Origin of the sequence: Micromonospora sp. NPDC006431 (assembly GCF_042870725.1) — a bacterium.
Taxonomy (GTDB): domain Bacteria; phylum Actinomycetota; class Actinomycetes; order Mycobacteriales; family Micromonosporaceae; genus Micromonospora.
In genome coordinates this window covers 1-18,505 of sequence record NZ_JBIAHQ010000023.1, presented here as the reverse complement: position 1 = coordinate 18,505, position 18,505 = coordinate 1, and the positions used below count along the sequence as shown (strand labels likewise).

Here is an 18,505-nt window from a genome sequence, read left to right as displayed (position 1 = left end):
CTGACACCCTCAGCCGCCGCGTGGGCTTCTCCGGGGTCGGCGCTGCCGTCCCCGGATCTCCGCCGCCGCGTGTCCGCGGCATCCGTGCCGACTCCCAGCCCCGCCCGCGCGCGACCGGCGAGCGAGAGGGCAGGGGCAGGCGATGGCGAGCGTCTCCGTCGACGAGGCGATGCGTCGTGCGATCGTGCTGGCCGCCCGCGGTCTCGGCACCACCAGCCCCAACCCGGTGGTCGGCTGCGTGCTCCTCGACGCGGCCGGCGAGATCGTCGGCGAGGGATTCCACGCGTACGCGGGCGGCCCGCACGCCGAGATCGTCGCCCTCGCCCAGGCCGGCACGCGGGCCCGCGGCGGCACCGCCGTGGTCACCCTGGAACCCTGCGACCACACCGGCCGCACCGGCCCCTGCAGCCACGCGCTCATCGCCGCCGGGGTCGCCCGGGTGGTGGTCGCCGCCCCGGACCCCAACCCGGTCGCCTCCGGCGGCGCGGCCACCCTGCGCGCCGCCGGGATCCAGGTCGAGACGGGGGTACGCGCCGAGGAGGCCGAGGCCGGCAACGTCGCCTGGCTCACCTCGATGCGCCGCGGCTGGCCGTACCTGATCTGGAAGTACGCCGCCACGTTGGACGGGCGCTCGGCGGCGGCCGACGGCACCAGCATGTGGATCACCTCCGAGGCGGCCCGGATCGACGTGCACGCGCTGCGCGGCACCGTCGACGCGGTGATCGCCGGAGTGGGCACCGTGCTCGCCGACGACCCCCGGCTCACCGCCCGCAACCTGCGCGACGGCACCCTCGCCATCCGGCAGCCGCTGCGCGTGGTGGTGGACAGCTCGGGGCGTACCCCGGCCGACGCCCGGGTCCGCGACGGCGCCTCCCGGACCTGGATCGCCACCGCCGCGGAGGTCGGGGCCGGCCCGGACGGCCGGGTCGACCTGCCGGCGCTGCTCGCCGAGCTGCACCACCGCGGCGTGCGGGCCGCCCTGCTGGAGGGCGGTCCACGGCTGGCCGGCGCGTTCCTCGCCGCCGGCCTGGTCGACAAGGTCGTCGGGTACGTCGCGCCGAAGCTGCTCGGCGCCGGCCCGACCGCGCTGCTCGACGCGGGCGTGACGACCATCGCCGACGCCATCGATCTGGAGATCACCGACGTTACGCAGGTCGGCCCCGACCTGCGGATCACCGCGCTGCCCCGGAAGAGGGAGGGCTGAATGTTCACCGGCATCGTCGAGGAGCTGGGTGAGGTGGTCCGGACCACCGAGACCGGAGGCGACTCCGCGCTGGTCGCCATCCGTGGCCCGCTGGTCACCTCGGACGCCCGGCACGGCGACTCCATCGCCGTCAACGGGGTCTGTCTGACCGTGGTCGACGTCGACGGCGGCGTCTTCACCGCCGACGTGATGGGGGAGACCCTGCGGCGCACCGCGCTCGGCGCGTTGCGCCCGGGCGACCCGGTCAACCTGGAGCGGGCCGCCGCGCTCGGCAGCCGGCTCGGCGGGCACCTGGTGCAGGGGCACGTCGACGGGGTGGGCGAGATCGTCGCCCGGGAGCCGGCCGCCCAGTGGGAGACGGTCCGCTTCCGGCTCCCCGCCGCGCTCTCCCGGTACGTGGTGGAGAAGGGCTCGATCACCGTCGACGGCGTCTCGCTGACCGTCGCCGACGTCGGTGCCGACTGGTTCGCGGTCGGGCTGATCCCCACCACCCTCAAACTCACCACGCTCGGCGCCAAGGGGCCCGGCGACCCGGTGAACCTCGAGGTGGACGTGCTGGCCAAGTACGTCGAGCGGCTGCTCGCCGGTGGCGCGCCCGGCCCGGGCGGTGACCGCTGATGGGCCCGCTCGGCTGGCTGCTCGACGCGCAGCTCCAGGTCGCCGGTTCGCCGGTGCTGGTCCGGGAGATCGTCGGCAACGTCTTCGGCCTCGCCTCGGCGCTGCTCGGGCTGCGCCGGCTGGTCTGGGCCTGGCCGATCGGCATGATCGGCAACGCCCTGCTGTTCACCGTCTTCCTCGGCGGGGTCTTCGCCACGCCGCAGGCGCACGACCTCTACGGCCAGGCCGGCCGGCAGGTCTTCTTCTTCGCGGTGAGCCTGTACGGCTGGTGGCGCTGGTCGCGCAACCGTCGGGCCGGCGGCGGGGAGCAGCCGGCGGTCGTCCCGCGTTGGGCCACCGGCCGGGAGCGGCTCGGTCTGCTCGCCGCCGCGCTGGTCGGCACGGCCGCCGCGTACCCGGTGCTGGCCGCGCTCGGCTCGTGGGGGCCGCTGCCGGACGCCTGGATCCTGGTCGGCAGCCTGCTCGCCACGTACGGCATGGCCCGCGGCTGGGTGGAGTTCTGGCTGGTCTGGATCGCCGTCGACGCGGTCGGCGTACCGCTGCTGCTGCGCGGCGGCTTCTATCCGTCGGCCGCCATGTACCTGGTCTACGGCGGGTTCTGCGTAGCCGGCCTGGCCGCCTGGTGGCGCGCCTCCCGGGCCGTCCCGCCCGCCCCCACCCCGATCCCGCCGAGGTACTCGGAGGCCGTGGCATGACCAGCTTTGGGAGCATCGAGCAGGCGGTGGCGGACATCGCCGCCGGCCGGCCGGTCGTCGTGGTCGACGACGAGGACCGGGAGAACGAGGGCGACCTGATCTTCGCGGCCGAGCTGGCCACGCCGGAGCTGGTCGCGTTCATGGTCCGCTACACGTCCGGCTACATCTGCGTACCGCTGACCGAGAGCGAGTGCGACCGGCTGGACCTGCCGCCCATGCACCACACCAACCAGGACCGGCGGGGCACCGCGTACACGGTGACCGTGGACGCCCGGGAGGGGGTCAGCACGGGGATCTCCGCGGCCGACCGGTCGCACACCATCCGGCTGCTCGCCGACGCGGCGACCGACCCGACCGACCTGGCCCGTCCCGGGCACGTGGTGCCGCTGCGGGCCCGCGACGGCGGGGTGCTGCGCCGGCCCGGGCACACCGAGGCGGCGGTCGACCTGACCCGGCTGGCCGGGCTGCGTCCGGCCGGGGTGCTGTGCGAGCTGGTCAACGACGACGGCACCATGATGCGCCTGCCCGACCTGGAGAAGTTCTGCGCCGAGCACGGGCTGACCCTGGTCACCATCGCCGACCTGATCGCCCACCGGCGGCGTACCGAGAAGCAGGTGGAGCAGGTCGCCGTGGCGCGGATGCCCACCCCGTACGGGGTGTTCCGGGCGCTCGGCTACCGCAGCGAGCACGACCCGGCCGAGCATGTCGCGCTGGTCATGGGCGACCTCGGCGACGGGCGGGACGTGCTGGTCCGGGTGCACTCCGAGTGCCTCACCGGGGATGTCTTCGGCTCGCTGCGCTGCGACTGCGGCCCGCAGTTGCAGGCCGCCCTGGCCCGGGTGGCCCAGGAGGGCCGCGGCGTGGTGCTCTACGTGCGCGGGCACGAGGGGCGCGGCATCGGCCTGCTGCACAAGCTGCGCGCGTACGAGCTCCAGGACCAAGGCCGGGACACCGTGGACGCGAACCTCGACCTGGGGCTGCCCGCCGACGCCCGGGACTACGGGACCGGCGCGCAGATCCTCTACGACCTCGGCGTCCGCTCGATGCGGCTGCTGACCAACAACCCGGCCAAGCGGGCCGGCCTGGAAGGGTACGGCCTCACGGTGAGCGGCCGCGAGGGGCTGCCCGTGCGGTCCAACCCGGAGAACGTGCGTTACCTGCGGACCAAGCGGGACCGGATGGGCCACCTCCTGGAGGGGCTGGACGAGGTGACCGAGGCGCCGATGGGCCGCCCGGTCGCCGGTGACGAGATCGGAGCGTAGGCATGGCGGGTTTCGGGGAACCGGGCGTCACCTCGGTGGACGCGGCCGGGCTCACCGTCGGCATCGTGGCCGCGCGCTGGCACGGCGACCTCACCGACCACATGGTCGACCGGGCGGTCGCCGCCGCCGAGGCGTGCGGCGCGCGGGCCGTGGTGGCCCGGGTGGCCGGATCGGTGGAGCTGCCCGTGGTGGCCCAGGCGATGGCCCGCCGGTACGACGTGGTGGTCGCCCTCGGCGTGGTGGTCCGGGGCGCCACGGCGCACTTCGACTACGTCTGCAAGTCGGTGACGGAGGGGCTGACCCGGGTCGCGCTCGACGAGGGCAAGCCGGTGGCGCACGGGGTGCTCACCGTGGAGACCATCGAGCAGGCCCGGGACCGGGCCGGGCTGCCCGGCTCGGCGGAGGACAAGGGCTGGGCGGCCACGGTCGCGGCGCTGGACGCCGCCCTGGCCATCCGCGGCCTCGACGCCACCAACGGCCACCGGGTCGGCTTCGGCGGCTGACGCCGCCGCCCCGCAGGCCGCCCCGACGTGACCGGCCGCGGAATCGCCGAGATGGCGGTGTCCAGGACGTCCGGACACCGCCACCTCGCCGACCCGCAGTGGAGCTAGCCCGCGGTCGCCGACGGCGAGCCGACGGTGAGCGGCGTGGGCGCCGCCCCTTGCGGCGTGGCGGCGGGCGGGGTGAGGCGGCGGCCGGTGAGCAGGTAGCCGGCCGCGGCCACCAGCAGCGCGCCGATCACCCCGTACAGCAGCCGGTAGTCGACCAGGCCGACCAGGAGCGCGCCCGCCCCGATCGCCACCGCCTGCGGGCCGCTGGCCAACGCGTCCAGCGCGGCCGAGACCCGGCCGACCAGGTCCGCTGGGGTACGCCGCTGGATCAGCGTCATCGTGCCCACCATCGCGGCCGGCAGCCCGAGCCCGATCAGCACGCTGGCGGTGACGGCGAGCCCCAGGGCCGGCCGGACCAGGGCCAGGCTGCCGGCGGCCAGAGCGGCCACGCCGAGCGCCATGGTGCCCAGTTCCCCGAGCCGGCGCACCAGCGCCGCCGAGGCGAGGCCGCCGACCAGCCCGCCTATCCCCTGGAGCGAGACCAGCACCCCCAGGAAGGCCGGCTCCCGGCCGAGCCCCTGGTCGACGTACGCGAACCACAGCGTCTCCCCGAACCCGAGCCCGATGGTGGCGACCACCACCGCCATCAGTGCCCGGCGCAGCGCGGGCTCGGCCATCAGGTGCCGGACCCCGGCGACCAGGGCACCGCGCCCGCCGGCGGCTAGCACGTCGGCTCCGCCCGGGGGCGCCGCCCCGGTCGGCGCGGCGCCGGGGTCGCCGCCGGCCGCCGGCCCGAACCCGTCACCCGTGCCCGCAGCCGGAGCCGGAGCGCGGCTCAGCCCCAGCCCGACCGCGCCGGCCACCAGGAAGCCGAGCGCGCAGGTGGCGGCCAGCGCCGGTCCGCCGAGCAGCACGTAGAGGCCGGCACCGAGCAGCGGACCGGCCAGCCGCAGCCCCTGCTTGACGGTCTGGGACGCGCCGTTGGCGTCGGGCAGCAGCTCGGCCGGGACCAACTCCTGCACGAGCGCGGTGATCGTCGCGCCGAGCGCGATGTAGGAAAGCCCGTAGCCGGCGGCGACCGCGTACACGATCCAGAGCCGGCCGTCGTCGCGGACCGCCAGCAGCGGCAGCAGCAGCACGGCGGTGGCCACGTTGAGCGCCACGAAGAGCGTTCGGCGGGGCGCCCGGTCGACCACCCAGCCGACGAGCGGGGCCAGCACCATCGGCGCGGTCAGCGCGACGAAGGTGGCGCCGGCCAGCCCGTCGGAGCCGGTCAGCTCCTTCACCCACACGGCCAGGGCCAGGAGGAGGACCGACTCGGCGACCATGCTGACCGTCAACGCGATGAAGAACAGCCGGAAGTCCGGCCGGCGCAGCAGGTGTCTCATCGTTGCCCGTTCCGCTCCGCGTCGGCGTCGCCGACGACCGGCCCGTGTTCCGTGTCCTGCCCGGCGTCGGCGCCACCGACGACCGGCCCGTCGACCTCGGGTACGCCCCACGCCATCAGCCGCACCGGCCGGGAACCCGGCGGGCGGGCCGCCGGGTCGGTGAGCCGGTCCAGATGGCGCCCGAACAGCGACCGGAGCTCCTCCTTCAGCTCGCCGAGCTCGTCGGCGGTGTACCAGCCGATGAACTGGTTGAAGAAGCCGGCGTCCCGCCAGGCGGGGGACTGCTGCCGGCGGACGGCCATCCAGTCCCGGAGCTTGCGGTATTCCAGGTCGAGCAGGACCTGGGCGGCCGCGTCACCGGCCCGCGCCAGCTCCGGGCTCTCCTCGCCCTCGCCCCACCGGTGCCCGTCGGTGACCAGCCGCCACGGTCGCTGCCGCCCGGTGCCGCCGCCGGCCTCGGCGACGAAGCCGTACCGGGCGAGCTGACGCAGGTGCCAGGAGCAGTTCGCCGGGCTCTCGCCGACCCGCTCGGCCACCTCGGTCGCGGTCAGCGGGCCGTACAGGCCGACGGCGTCGAGGATGCGCAGTCGCAACGGGTGCGCCAGGGCGCGGAGGGTGTCGACGTCGGTGATCTCGCGGGGCTGCTCGGCCATGGTTCGAAGCGTACCTTTCGAAAGGCGACCTTCGAAAGTCCTGTTTCCATGATGTTCGTGACTGACTTCCGACATGACGACCGTGCGGTACGTGGGATCTGCCCCGGCTGCGCGTGGCGTACCGGGCCTGGGGCCGGCCTGCCCCGGTCCGCGCGTTCCTCGCCTTACCGCACGCTGAGCCGGCCCCGGCCGCCCCTGGCCGTCAGAGCCGGCCGGCCTCGATGATTCGGCTGAGGAACTGCCGGGTACGCGGCTGTGTCGGCTCGCCGAGCACCTGCGCCGGCGGCCCGGCCTCCACCACCCGGCCCCCGTCGAGGAAGCAGACCTGGTCGGCGACCTCGCGGGCGAACCCCATCTCGTGGGTGGCCAGCACCATAGTCATCCCATCGGCCTTGAGGTCGCGGATCATCGTCAGCACCTCGCCTACCAGTTCCGGGTCCAGCGCGGACGTGACCTCGTCCAGCAACATCAGCCTGGGCGAGTTGGCCAGGGCCCGGACGATCGCCACACGCTGCTGCTGCCCGCCGGAGAGCCGGTCCGGGTAGGCGTCCGCCTTCGCGCCCAACCCCACCCGGTCGAGCAGCTCCCGGGCCTGGGCGTCGGCCTCGGCCCGCGCCCGCCGGTGCACCCGCCGGGGCGCCAGGGTGATGTTCTCCAGCACGGTGAGGTGCGGGAAGAGGTTGTACGACTGGAAGACCATCCCGATCCGGCGGCGGACCAGGTCCGGGTCGACACGGGGGTCGGAGATCTCCTCCCCGTCCAGCTCGATGCTCCCGTCGTCCAGCTCCTCCAGCAGGTTGACGCAGCGCAGCAGGGTCGACTTGCCCGACCCCGACGCCCCGATCAGCGCCACCACCTGATGCTCGTCAACGGTCAGGTCGAGCCCGTCGAGCACCCCGTGGCCGCCGAACTCCTTGCGCAGCCCACGGCAGGTCAGCACCGGCATCTCAGCCTCCGGACTGGCGTCGGGCCGAGCGCAGCGTCACCCAGTCGGTGACCGCGATCAGCGGGATGGCGAGCAGCACGAACAACACCCCGGCCAGGATGTAGGGGGTGTAGTTGAAGGTCTCCGCGGTGGCGATCTGGGCGGCGCGGACCGCGTCGATCGGCCCGGCCAGGGAGACCAGGCCCACATCCTTCTGCAACGCCACCACGTCGTTGAGCAGTGGCGGGGCGACCCGGCGGACGGCCTGTGGCAGCACCACGTGCCGCATGGTCTGCCGGTAGGTCAGCCCGAGCGACCGGGCGGCGGCGAGCTGGCTGGGGTGGATCGACTCGATGCCGGCCCGGAACACCTCCGCCAGGTAGCCGCCGTAGGTGAGCACCAGCGCGAGGCCGCCGAGCACCAGCACCGGCGGCATGCCCTGCAGGCGCAGCCCGGGCACGCCGAGAGTAAGCACGTACAACACGATGATCAGCGGCAGGCCGCGGAAGGTGTATGTGTAGCCGGCCGCGAGCGCCCGCACCGGGAAGAAGACCGGGCCGCGCAGCGTCCGCAGGAGCGCGATCAGCAGCCCGAGCAGCAGCGCGCCGGCGGCGCAGCAGACCAGCAGCCGGACGTTGAGCCACAACCCGGCGAGCACCGCCGGCAGGGCATCCCGGGCGATCGAGGGGTCCAGGAACGACTCGCGGACCCGGTCCCACCCGGGCGCGCCGGTGACCGCGAGGACCAGCAGTGTGCCGAGTGCCGCCGTCGAGGAGGCGGCGACCAGCACGCTGCGCACGGTCTGCCGCCGCCGGTACGCGGTCCGCCTCAGCTGGGCGGCGGAGGGGGTGTGTTCAAGCAGGCTCACGTCAGCTCGGTCGCTCCGGCCACCTGGGCGAGCCACTTCTGCTCCAGCTGCTTGAGCGTGCCCGCCTCGTCGAGCTTGCCGATGGCCGCGTCGAGGCACGGGGTGAGCTGGGAGTTCTTGTCCAGCAGCAGCCCAAACGCCTCGGCTGCGCCGACCTGCGGTAGCTGGCCGACGATGGTGGCGTCGGTGAGTTCCGCCCCGGTGATGTAGAAGGCGGTCGGCAGGTCCACCACGAGCCCGTCGAGCTGGCCGTTCTGCAGCGCCTTCTTGGCGTCGTCGTTGCTGTTGTAGACCTGCGGCTTCGCGGTCGGCTTGATCACGTCGGTGATCGCCTGGTAGCTGGTGGTGCCGACCTGGGCGCCGAGGGTGGCGTCCTTGAGGTCGGCCAGGGTCTTCGCTCCGGCGATCTTCGAGGACTTGAGCGCGATCACAGTCTGCCGCACCCGGTAGTAGGGCGCGGAGAAGTCGACTGCCCGCTTGCGCTCCTCGGTGATGGAGAACTGGTTGACGTCGAAGTCGAAGCTCTTCGGGCCGGGAGCGATGGCGGTGTCGAACTTGACCCGCATCCAGGTGACGTCCTCGCGGGCGTACCCGAGCTGCTCCGCCACCGCGTACGCGACGGCGGCCTCGAAGCCCTCGCCGTTCTCCGGCTTGTTCTCGCGGAACCACGGCTCGTACGCCGGCTCGTCAGTGGCGATGGTGAGTTTGCCCGGGGTCCGCGTCGGCAGGCTGTCCTTGGCGCAGGACGCCGCGGCCGCGCCGGTGGGGCTGGCGGTGGTGGTCTTCCCGTCGTCCTGTGGGGCGCAGCCGGCCACCGTGACGGCGGTGGCGGCGGCGAGGGTGAGCGCGACGATCCGTGAGCTGCTGGCCATGGCGGACAGCGTAGAGCCAGGCGCGTTCGGGGCCGAAGCGTGTCCCACCGTGGTGGTAGGGAATTCCGTCACACCGGTCCGCGCGCCGTCCCGGCCGGTGGGCCCGGCCCGACCCGCCGCACGCGGCCCGGCCGGTGAACTGGAAGAATCGCCTTCCGTGAAGACGTTCGAGGAGTTGTTCGCCGAGCTGCAGGCCAAGGCCGCTGCCGGCACCCCGGGCTCGGGCACGGTCGCCGCGCTCGAGAAGGGGGTGCACTTCATCGGCAAGAAGGTGGTCGAGGAGGCGGCCGAGTCGTGGATGGCCGCTGAGCACGAGGGGCCGGAGCGGGCCGCCGAGGAGATCTCCCAGCTGCTCTACCAGGCCCAGGTGCTGATGCTCGCCACCGGTCTCGAGCTCAAGGACGTCTACCGACATCTGTGAGTGCCCGTCCGCTGATCATCTCATCGATCGAAGGAGCACTCCGTCATGCTGCGTGTCGCCGTACCGAACAAGGGCGCTCTGGCCGAGTCGGCCGCCCAGATGCTGCGCGAGGCGGGCTACCGCCAGCGCACCGACCCGAAGGACCTGGTCTGCCGGGACGAGCCCAACGACCTCGAGTTCTTCTACCTCCGCCCCAAGGACATCGCCACCTACGTCGGCTCCGGTGATCTGGACGTCGGCATCACCGGGCGGGACCTGCTGGTCGACTCCGGCGCGCCGGCCGAGGAGGTCGTCGACCTGAGCTTCGGCCGGGCCACCTTCCGCTTCGCCGCCCGCCCCGACGACGTGGACTCCGTCCAGCAGCTCGGCGGGCACCGGATCGCCACCGCGTACCCCGGGCTGGTCGAGCGGCACCTGGCCGAGCTGGGTGTCAAGGCCGAGGTGATCCGCCTGGACGGCGCGGTGGAGAACGCCATCCGCCTCGGCGTCGCCGACGTGGTCGCTGACGTGGTGGAGACCGGCGCCACGCTGCGCCAGGCGGGCCTCGTGGTCTTCGGCGAGCCGCTGCTGCGCTCCTCGGCGGTGCTGGTCCGCCGGGCCGGCGCCCCCGGCTGCGCCCAGGCCGACCAGCTGCTGCGCCGGCTGCACGGCGTGCTGGTCGCCCGGCGCTACGTGATGCTCGCCTACGACGTGCCGGCCGGCCTGCTCGACCGGGCCAGCACGCTGACCCCCGGCATCGAGTCGCCGACCGTCTCCCCGCTGCACCGCGAGGGCTGGGTGGCCGTGCAGGCGATGGTCCAGCGCGACGACGTGCACCGGGTCATGGACGAGCTGTACGAGCTGGGCGCGCGGGCCATCCTGGTCACCAACATCCACGCGTGCCGGCTGTGAGAGCCCTGCCCGCGCCGGCCGCCCTGGGCGTGGTCGTCCTCGGCGGGATGGCCTCGGCGGCGCAGGGCGTGGTCAACTCCGAGCTGGGGGAGCGGGCCGGCAACCCGGTGCTCGGCGCGGTGGTCAACAACCTCGGCGGCTGCCTGCTGGTCCTGCTCGGGCTGTTCGCCGTCCCGTCGATGCGGGCCGGGCTGGCCGTGCTGCGGCGCGGCGGCCTGCCCTGGTGGGCCTACCTGGGCGGGCTCGGCGGCGCGGCGATCGTGGTGATCGGCACGTACGTGGTGCCGGTGCTCGGGGTGGCCGTGTTCACGATCGCTCAGGTCGCCGGCGGCAGCCTGGGCGGGCTGGCCGTGGACCGGGCCGGGGTGTCCCCGGCGGGGCGGCTGCCGCTCACCGCGCCCCGGGTCGCCGGGGCGCTGCTCGGCGTCGGCGCGGTGGCCCTGGCCCAGCTCGGTCGCCCGGTCGGCGACCTGGCGGTCGGGCTGGTCCTGCTCGCGGTCGCCGGCGGTCTGGCGGTCGCCCTGCAGTCCGCGCTCAACGGTCGGGTCTCCGCCGCCAGCAGCACCGCCGCCGGGCTGGCGGTCAACTTCGCCGTGAGCACCCCGGTGATCCTGGCGGTCGCGGCTGCGGTCGGGGCGTTCGCCATCCGACCCGCCTGGCCGGGGCAGTGGTGGCTCTACATCGGCGGCCTGCTCGGGGTCGGCATCGTGCTCGCCCTGCTGGTCGGCGTCCGGGCGGCCGGGGTGCTGCGGACCGGCCTGGCGCTGGTCGCCGGCCAGCTCGGCGGTGCCCTGCTGCTGGACGTGGCGCTGCCCGGCGGGGCGGGCGCGCGGCTGCCGGTGCTGGCCGGCGCGGGGCTCACCGCCGCGGCGGTGCTGCTGGCCGGCGTACGCCGGCGGACGCCGACCCGTGTGGCAGCGGACCCCGCGTCCGAGCCGGATGGCAGACTGGTCGGGTGAGCGAACGGAGCGAGCGGACCATCAGGCTCAGCAGCGTGGCGCCTCGCGCCGCCGCGGAGCGAAGCGAGGCGGCATGAGCGATTCAGTGGTGACCGTGCGGCCGCGTCGGATCCGGCTGGTCTGCTGGGCCTCGGCGGCCACCCTGGTGGTGGTGTTCAGCCTGGTGGCCACCTCCCTGACCGGCGCCACCGGCGAGGGTTACGGCACGTTCCAGCGGGGCGACCAGTTCGCCATGATCGGGCTGGGCGTCCTCGGCGCCCTGGGCGCCCTGCTGTTCACCCGCCCCCGGGTGGTGGCCGACGCCAAGGGCATCCGGGTGCGCAACGTGATCGGCTCGTACGAGCTGCCCTGGGAGGTCGTCCGCGGGGTCCGCTTCGACCGGGGTGCCCCCTGGGCCAGCCTGGAGCTGCACGACGATGACCTGCTGCCGATGGTGGCCCTGCAGGCCGCCGACAAGGAGCGCGCGGTCGAGGGGGTGCGGGCCCTGCGCCGCCTGCACCAGGCCCACCTGGCTACCCTCGCCAACGCCTCTCGCTGACCCCGCCACCGCACCCGCCCGGTCGAAGCCGGCGGAGTCGCGGAAAGAGCGGGCATCCGCTCCGGAGTGGGCACCCTTTTCACGAATGAGTGGCCTGGTCACCGGCGAGGCGCGGGTGGGGTGGGTTTGGGGACGGGTGGGCCGGGGGTGTAGTGTTGCTGAGTCGACCAGACTGCCCCCGTCCCTGACGCGTGGGTGGTCCCGAAGCGGAGCGCCTGCTCCCACCCGAGTCGCCGCGCGGCGGCCGGGTCCGGTCACCGGTTCCGGGCACGTTCCGGCACCGGATGCGCGATCATGTGATCGTGCCGACCGGTCGAGCGGGCCCTGGCATGCGCCGGGGCCTTCTGCTTTCCGGGTCGGCTCCCGTCCGGGAGCCCGCGGAGTCGGCACACATGCAGAAAGAAAGACTCGACTCGAGGAGGCCCCATCAGCGTCGAACCACGCGTGAACGAGCAGATCCGGGCACGTGAGGTCCGACTGGTCGGTCCTGAGGGTGAGCAGGTGGGCATCGTCCCGCTGGAGCGCGCCCTTCAGCTGGCCGCGGACGTCGACCTGGACCTGGTCGAGGTTGCGCCGATGGCGCGCCCGCCGGTGTGCAAGCTCATGGACTTCGGCAAGTTCAAGTACGAGAGCGCACTGAAGGCGCGCGAAGCGCGGCGTAACCAGCAGCAGACCGTCATCAAGGAGATGAAGCTCCGGCCGAAGATCGACCCGCACGACTACGAGACCAAGAAGGGTCACGTGGTGCGGTTCCTCAAGGCCGGCGACAAGGTCAAGGTGACGATCATGTTCCGCGGTCGCGAACAGAGCCGCCCGGAGCTGGGTTACCGGCTCCTGCGCCGGCTCGAGTCCGAGATCTCGGAGCTGGGGTACGTCGAGGCCGCGCCGAAGCAGGACGGCCGCAACATGATCATGGTGCTCGCGCCGCACCGCGCCACCAAGGCCGCCGCGGTCGCCGCGACGGCCTCCCGGGGCGGGGCGCCCCGGGAGCGGGCCGCGGAGGAATCCGTCGCTCCGGAGGCTGGCGAGACCGCAGCAGCCGGTGAGACCGGCACGACCGCTGACACCAGCGGCCAGTAACAGGGGAGAGACGTTCCACATGCCGAAGATGAAGAGCCACACGGGTATGGGCAAGCGGGTCAAGGTGACCGGCAAGGGCAAGATCGTTGCCCAGCAGGCCGGCCTCCGCCACAACCTGGAGAAGAAGGCCTCCACCCAGACCCGCCGGCTGACCGGCACCGTCGAGCTGGCCAAGGCCGACGTCAAGCGAATCAAGAAGCTGCTCGGCCGCTGACGCGCGCCACCTGAACCGAAGAAGGAGTTGAGATGGCACGCGTCAAGCGGGCTGTGAACGCCCAGAAGAAGCGTCGTACCCTGCTGGAGACCGCGAGCGGCTACCGCGGTCAGCGCTCCCGCCTCTACCGCAAGGCCAAGGAGCAGGTGCTGCACTCGATGCAGTACGCCTACCGGGACCGCCGCGACCGTAAGGGCGACTTCCGGCAGCTCTGGATCCAGCGGATCAACGCCGGCGCCCGGGCCAACGGCATGACCTACAACCGGCTGATCCAGGGCCTGCGCCTGGCCGGCATCGAGGTCGACCGCAAGATCCTGGCCGACCTGGCCGTCAACGACGCCGCGGCGTTCGCCGCGATCGTCGAGCTGGCCCGCGCCGCCGTGGCGGCCGAGGGCACCGGTGGCGCCGCGGCCCAGGCCGCCTGACCCACCCGCACCAGCAGATCGAGGCGTCTCCCATGCAGTCACCGTCGCGCGGGAGGCGCCTCGACGCTGTTCCCGGCCCGTTCACCCCGCGTACCCCCCGGGTCGTCGCCGCCCGCCGGCTCCAGCGCCGCCGGGACCGCGAGGCCACCGGCCGGTTCCTGGCCGAGGGTCCGCAGGCCGTCCGGGAGGCCCTGGGCCGCGCCGGGACCGTCGTCGAGCTGTTCGGCACGCCGGCCGCCCTCGACCGGTACGCCGACCTCGCCGCCGAGGCCGCCCGGGCCGACGTGCCGGTGTCCGAGGTCACCGAGGAGGCCCTCGCGGCGCTCGCGGAGACCGTCGCCCCGCAGGGGTTGGTCGCCGTCTGCCGGCACCTCGACGTACCGCTCGAGAAGGCCCTGGCACGCGGGCCGCGCCTGGTCGCGGTGCTCGCCGAGATCCGCGACCCGGGCAACGCCGGCACCGTGCTGCGCACCGCCGACGCCGCCGGTGCGGGCGCGGTGGTCTTCGCCGGGGACGCGGTCGACCCGTACAACGGCAAGTGCGTGCGGGCCTCCGCCGGCAGCCTCTTCCACGTCGACGTGGTGCGCGCCCCCGACCCGGTCGCGGTGGTCGACGCGCTGCGCGCCGCAGGCCGCACCGTGCTGGCCACCACCGGATACGGCGACACCGACCTCGACGACCTGGCCGATGCCGGCCGGCTCGCCACGCCCACCGCCTGGCTCTTCGGATCCGAGGCCCATGGCCTGCCCCGGGAGCTGACCGAGGCGGCCGACGCCCGGGTCCGGGTGCCGCTGCACGGGCGTGCCGAGAGCCTGAACCTCGCTGCGGCCGCGGCCGTCTGCCTGTACGCTTCAGCGAGAGCACTGCGCCGACCGTCGGGTCCGCGCGGTCACACAGCAGGGGAGTCGTCCGGATGATGAACGCGCCACGGCGTTCGTTTAGCCAGCCCGCCGGTGTCGGCGGGCGGCGGGCGTGACCCTTCCTCCTGCATACCTCCCACCGGCGGGCTGCGGCGAAGCCGCGCGTCCGTAGACTCGCCTAGCCGCCCGTGAGGGCCGGCGCCGCCGTGAGGGAGTGCCCGTACGCCATGAGCTACCGCAACGATCCGTACGACCCGAAGCAGGTCGCCCTGCTCGACCCCGACGCCCTGGCCGAGGCCGTGGCCGAGGCCGAGAAGGCGTTCGCCACCGCCACCGACCCGGACGCGCTGCACGCGCTGCGCCCCGCGCACCTCGGCGACCGGGCTCCGGTCTCGCTCGCCCGCCGGGAGATCGGCGCGCTGCCGCCGGCCGCCAAGGCCGACGCCGGCAAGCGGGTCAACGAGGCCCGCCGCGCCATCGAGACCGCGTACGCGGCCCGGCAGGAGACGCTGGAGCGCGAGCAGGCCGAGCGGGTGCTGGTCGAGGAGCGGGTCGACGTGACCCTGCCCTACGACCGCCGGCCGCGCGGCGCCCGCCACCCGCTGACCGTGCTGATGGAGCAGATCAGCGACCTGTTCATCGGGATGGGCTACGAGATCGCCGAGGGCCCCGAGGTCGAGCTGGAGTGGACCAACTTCGACGCGCTCAACATCCCCGCCGACCACCCGGCCCGCGGCCTGATGGACACCTTCCACATCGCCCCGCAGGAGGGCTCAACCGACGGCGCGGCGTCTGGCCTTGTCCTGCGTACCCACACCTCGCCGGTGCAGGCGCGCACCATGCTCACCCGCAAGCCGCCGATCTACGTGGTCGTGCCTGGCCGGGTCTACCGCACCGACGAGTTGGACGCCACCCACGCGCCGGTCTTCCACCAGGTCGAGGGCCTGGTAGTGGACAAGGGCATCACCATGGCGCACCTGCGCGGCACGCTGGACCACTTCGCCCGGGCGATGTTCGGCGAGGGCGCGAAAACCCGCTGGCGGCCGCACTACTTCCCGTTCACCGAGCCGTCGGCCGAGTTCGACGTCTGGTTCCCGGAGCACCGGGACGGGCCGCAGTGGGTCGAGTGGGGCGGCTGCGGCATGGTCAACCCGCGGGTGCTGCGCGCCTGCGGCATCGACCCGGAGGTCTACTCCGGATTCGCCTTCGGCATGGGCATCGACCGGACCGTGATGGTCCGGCACGGGGTCAGCGACATGCGGGACATGGCCGAGGGCGACGTGCGGTTCACCCGCGCGTTCGGGGCCTGATCGGCGCCACGAGCTACGGAGACGGTGGTTAACAGTCATGCGAGTTTCTCTCAGTTGGCTGCGGGAGTACGTCGACCTCCCCGCCGACCTGCCCGCCGGCGACCTGGAGCAGGCGCTGGTCGACCTGGGCATCGAGGTCGAGTCCGTCGTGGACCTGCGGGAGACCGTCACCGGCCCGCTGGTGGTCGGTGAGGTCCTGGAGATCGAGGAGCTGACCGGCTTCAAGAAGCCGATCCGGTTCTGCAAGGTGGACGTCGGCGCCGCCAACGGCACCGGCGAGCCGCAGGAGATCGTCTGCGGGACGCGTAACTTCGCCCCCGGCGACCGGGTGGTGGTGATCCTCCCCGGCGGCGTGCTGCCCGGCAACTTCGCCATCGGCGCGCGCAAGACGTACGGGCGGAACTCCAACGGCATGATCTGCTCCGCGAAGGAGCTGGGCCTGGGCGACGACCACTCGGGCATCATCGTGCTGCCCGAGGACACCCCGGCCAAGCCCGGCGACGACGCCCGCCCGGTGGTCGGCCTCGACGACGTCGTGGTCGAGATGGAGATCACCCCCGACCGCGGGTATGCGCTGAGCGTGCGGGGCATCGCCCGGGAGCTGTCGCACGCCCTCGGGGTGCCGTTCCGCGACCCGGCCGACGTCCCGGCACCCGGCGCCACCGTCGAGCCGGCGTACCCGGTCGAGGTGCGGGACACCGTCGGCTGTGACCGGTTCGCCGCCCGGATGGTCCGCGGCGTCGACCCGACCGCGCAGACGCCCGGCTGGATGCAGCAGCGGCTCACCGTCGCCGGCATCCGCAGCATCTCGCTGCCGGTCGACATCACCAACTACCTGATGCTCGAACTCGGCCAGCCGATGCACGCCTTCGACGCCGACCGGATCCGCGGCCCGCTGGTGGTCCGCCGGGCCGAGCCGGGGGAGAAGCTGACCACTCTGGACGGGGTCGACCGCACCCTGTCCGCCGAGGACATGGTGATCTGCGACGCTGGGCTGCCCAACGCCCTCGCGGGCGAGGGCGCCGGCGTCCCGATCTCGCTCGCCGCCGTGATGGGTGGCGAGACCAGCGAGGTGGTCGCCGCCACCACCGACGTGCTGTTCGAGGCGGCGCACTGGGACCCGGCGATGGTTGGTCGCACCGCCCGCCGGCACAAGCTGTTCAGCGAGGCGGCGAAGCGCTGGGAGCGGGGCGTCGACCCGGCCCTGCCGCTGGTCGCGCTGGAGAAGGCGGTACGGCTGCTCACCGAGCACGCGGGCGGCACGGTCGGTGCGGAGATCCTGGACATCGACCACGTCCGGCCGCGTACCCCGGTCACCCTGCCGGCGGACCTGGCGTCGCGGCGGGTCGGTGTGGCGTACTCGCCGGAGCGGGTGGTCGAGCTGCTGGAGCAGGTCGGCTGCACGGTCGCCCGGGGTGGCGACCGGCTGGGCGAGGACCCGGGCGAGGTCGGGGTGGCCGCCGCCGGGCGGGCCGAGGTGCTCACGGTGACCCCGCCGAGCTGGCGGCCCGACCTCACCGACCCGGCCGACCTGGTCGAGGAGGTGGTCCGCCTCGACGGGTACGACCGGGTGCCGTCGGTGCTGCCCACCGCGCCGCCCGGCCGTGGTCTCACCTGGCCGCAGCAGCGCCGCCGGGCGGTCGCCCGGTCGCTCGCCGAGCGCGGGTACGCGGAGGTGCTCGCCCACCCGTTCGTCGCCGGGGAACTCGCCGACCAGCTCGGCCTGCCCGCCGACGACCCGCGCCGCCGGACGGTGCGGGTGGCGAACCCGCTGTCCGAGGAGCAGCCGCTGCTGCGTACCACGCTGCTCGGCCCGCTGCTCGGCATCCTCAAGCGCAACGTGAGCCGGGGCCTGCGCGACCTGGCGATCTACGAGATCGGCACGGTGTTCCACCCGCGCCCCGGCGCCGGCACCCCGCCGGCCATGGGTGTGGACCGGCGCCCCACCGACGAGGAGTTCGCCGCCGCCGACGCGGTGGTGCCGGACCAGCCGCGGCACGTCGCCGTGGCGCTCACTGGCGAGCTCGAGCCGGCCGGCTGGTGGGGCCCGGGCCGGGCGGCCGGCTGGGCGGACGCCGTGGCGGCCGGCCGGGCCGTCCTCGACGCCGCCGGCATCCCGGCCGACCGGGTCACCGTCCGGTCCGCTGAGTACGCCCCCTGGCACCCCGGCCGCTGTGCCGAGCTGCTGGTGGACGACACCGTCGTCGGGCACGCCGGTGAGCTGCACCCGGCCGTGGTGGCGGCGCTGGAGCTGCCCCGCCGCACCTGCGCCATGGAGCTGGACCTGGACGCGTTGCCTCCGGCGCCGATGGTGGCCGGCCCGGCCATCTCCACCTTCCCGCCCGCGCTGATCGACGTGGCGCTGGTGGTGGACGACTCGGTGCCGGCGGCCGAGGTCGAGCGGGCCCTCGTCGAGGGGGCCGGCGAGCTGCTGGAGGGCGTCCGGCTGTTCGACGTGTACGCCTCCGAGCAGCTCGGCGCGGGCCGCAAGTCGCTGGCGTACAAGCTGACGTTCCGGGCCCCGGACCGGACGCTCACCGTCGAGGAGGCGGTGGCCACCCGGGACGCGGCGGTGGCCGAGGCGGCGCGCCGCTTCGGCGCCACGCTCCGCGGCGCCTGACCGGGGCCGCTCGTCCGATCGTAGGTGGTGGGGGGGGGGTTTGGGGGGGGGCCCTCCTTCGTCTTCGTTCAATAGCCCCGGCGGGGCGCCCGCCGCCCCGCGGGGTTTTGCCCCCCCCCCGGCGCCGGGCCCGGGCCGGGAACCCCCACCA

Annotated in this window: 20 protein-coding genes; 15 read left to right on the top strand and 5 right to left on the bottom strand. The window is 74.2% G+C overall.

Annotated features, from left to right (window positions below):
- Positions 1-142: 142 nt before the first annotated feature.
- The 5 genes from ribD to ribH are packed head-to-tail and all read left to right on the top strand — an operon-like array spanning position 143 to position 4,282.
- The gene (ribD, locus tag ACFYM6_RS29160; protein WP_387280642.1) at positions 143-1,204 is read left to right on the top strand and encodes a bifunctional diaminohydroxyphosphoribosylaminopyrimidine deaminase/5-amino-6-(5-phosphoribosylamino)uracil reductase RibD; all 1,062 of its coding nucleotides are present in this window, start codon (positions 143-145) and stop codon (positions 1,202-1,204) included.
- Positions 1,205-1,822, top strand: coding sequence for a riboflavin synthase (locus ACFYM6_RS29155; RefSeq protein WP_387280640.1), 618 nt, complete (start codon positions 1,205-1,207; stop codon positions 1,820-1,822).
- Positions 1,822-2,517, top strand: coding sequence for a nicotinamide riboside transporter PnuC (gene pnuC / locus ACFYM6_RS29150; protein WP_387280638.1), 696 nt, complete (start codon positions 1,822-1,824; stop codon positions 2,515-2,517). Before ACFYM6_RS29155 ends, pnuC begins: the two co-directional genes overlap by 1 nt.
- Positions 2,514-3,779, top strand: coding sequence for a bifunctional 3,4-dihydroxy-2-butanone-4-phosphate synthase/GTP cyclohydrolase II (locus tag ACFYM6_RS29145; RefSeq protein WP_387280636.1), 1,266 nt, complete (start codon positions 2,514-2,516; stop codon positions 3,777-3,779). Before pnuC ends, ACFYM6_RS29145 begins: the two co-directional genes overlap by 4 nt.
- A gap of 2 nt (positions 3,780-3,781) precedes the next feature.
- Complete coding sequence (ribH, locus tag ACFYM6_RS29140) at positions 3,782-4,282, top strand: 6,7-dimethyl-8-ribityllumazine synthase (protein ID WP_387280634.1); 501 nt, start codon at positions 3,782-3,784, stop codon at positions 4,280-4,282.
- Positions 4,283-4,386: 104 nt separating this feature from the next.
- On the opposite strand, the gene ACFYM6_RS29135 is transcribed toward ribH, so the two are convergent.
- The 5 genes from ACFYM6_RS29135 to ACFYM6_RS29115 all read right to left on the bottom strand — a co-directional run bounded on the left by ACFYM6_RS29135 (position 4,387) and on the right by ACFYM6_RS29115 (position 9,036).
- Entirely contained in the window at positions 4,387-5,718 is a 1,332-nt protein-coding gene (locus ACFYM6_RS29135) for an MFS transporter (protein WP_387280632.1), read from the bottom strand.
- Entirely contained in the window at positions 5,715-6,371 is a 657-nt protein-coding gene (locus tag ACFYM6_RS29130; protein ID WP_387280630.1) for an ArsR/SmtB family transcription factor, read from the bottom strand. Before ACFYM6_RS29130 ends, ACFYM6_RS29135 begins: the two co-directional genes overlap by 4 nt.
- Before the next feature lie 202 nt (positions 6,372-6,573).
- Entirely contained in the window at positions 6,574-7,317 is a 744-nt protein-coding gene (locus ACFYM6_RS29125) for an amino acid ABC transporter ATP-binding protein (RefSeq protein WP_387280628.1), read from the bottom strand.
- 1 nt (position 7,318) lies between these two features.
- A complete protein-coding gene (locus ACFYM6_RS29120) occupies positions 7,319-8,164 on the bottom strand; it encodes an amino acid ABC transporter permease (protein ID WP_073835288.1) in 846 nt (281 codons plus the stop codon).
- Complete coding sequence (locus tag ACFYM6_RS29115; RefSeq protein WP_387280626.1) at positions 8,161-9,036, bottom strand: transporter substrate-binding domain-containing protein; 876 nt, start codon at positions 9,034-9,036, stop codon at positions 8,161-8,163. The genes ACFYM6_RS29120 and ACFYM6_RS29115 overlap by 4 nt, the downstream gene beginning before the upstream one ends.
- Before the next feature lie 139 nt (positions 9,037-9,175).
- Between ACFYM6_RS29115 and ACFYM6_RS29110 the strand changes: the two genes are divergently transcribed.
- The 10 genes from ACFYM6_RS29110 to pheT all read left to right on the top strand — a co-directional run bounded on the left by ACFYM6_RS29110 (position 9,176) and on the right by pheT (position 18,354).
- Complete coding sequence (locus ACFYM6_RS29110; RefSeq protein WP_221623237.1) at positions 9,176-9,457, top strand: phosphoribosyl-ATP diphosphatase; 282 nt, start codon at positions 9,176-9,178, stop codon at positions 9,455-9,457.
- 45 nt (positions 9,458-9,502) lie between these two features.
- Positions 9,503-10,348 (top strand): ATP phosphoribosyltransferase, encoded by an 846-nt coding sequence (gene hisG, locus ACFYM6_RS29105; protein WP_387280624.1) that lies wholly within the window; start codon positions 9,503-9,505, stop codon positions 10,346-10,348.
- Positions 10,336-11,307 carry a DMT family transporter gene (locus ACFYM6_RS29100; protein WP_387280622.1) on the top strand — a complete coding sequence of 324 codons (972 nt, stop codon included), beginning with the start codon at positions 10,336-10,338 and terminating at the stop codon, positions 11,305-11,307. Before hisG ends, ACFYM6_RS29100 begins: the two co-directional genes overlap by 13 nt.
- Before the next feature lie 73 nt (positions 11,308-11,380).
- A complete protein-coding gene (locus ACFYM6_RS29095; protein WP_073835292.1) occupies positions 11,381-11,845 on the top strand; it encodes a PH domain-containing protein in 465 nt (154 codons plus the stop codon).
- Positions 11,846-12,289: 444 nt separating this feature from the next.
- On the top strand, positions 12,290-12,925 hold the full coding sequence (infC, locus tag ACFYM6_RS29090) for a translation initiation factor IF-3 (protein WP_073835293.1): 636 nt from the start codon (positions 12,290-12,292) through the stop codon (positions 12,923-12,925).
- A 19-nt stretch (positions 12,926-12,944) separates the two neighbouring features.
- Positions 12,945-13,139 (top strand): 50S ribosomal protein L35, encoded by a 195-nt coding sequence (rpmI, locus tag ACFYM6_RS29085; RefSeq protein WP_073835294.1) that lies wholly within the window; start codon positions 12,945-12,947, stop codon positions 13,137-13,139.
- Positions 13,140-13,171: 32 nt separating this feature from the next.
- Entirely contained in the window at positions 13,172-13,564 is a 393-nt protein-coding gene (rplT, locus tag ACFYM6_RS29080; protein WP_030335718.1) for a 50S ribosomal protein L20, read from the top strand.
- Between the two features lie 32 nt (positions 13,565-13,596).
- Positions 13,597-14,481, top strand: a complete 885-nt coding sequence (locus ACFYM6_RS29075) for a TrmH family RNA methyltransferase (protein WP_387280620.1) — start codon at positions 13,597-13,599, stop codon at positions 14,479-14,481.
- A 170-nt stretch (positions 14,482-14,651) separates the two neighbouring features.
- Positions 14,652-15,734 (top strand): phenylalanine--tRNA ligase subunit alpha, encoded by a 1,083-nt coding sequence (pheS, locus tag ACFYM6_RS29070; RefSeq protein WP_387280618.1) that lies wholly within the window; start codon positions 14,652-14,654, stop codon positions 15,732-15,734.
- Positions 15,735-15,771: 37 nt separating this feature from the next.
- Positions 15,772-18,354, top strand: a complete 2,583-nt coding sequence (pheT, locus tag ACFYM6_RS29065) for a phenylalanine--tRNA ligase subunit beta (RefSeq protein WP_387280616.1) — start codon at positions 15,772-15,774, stop codon at positions 18,352-18,354.
- Positions 18,355-18,505: the final 151 nt, after the last annotated feature.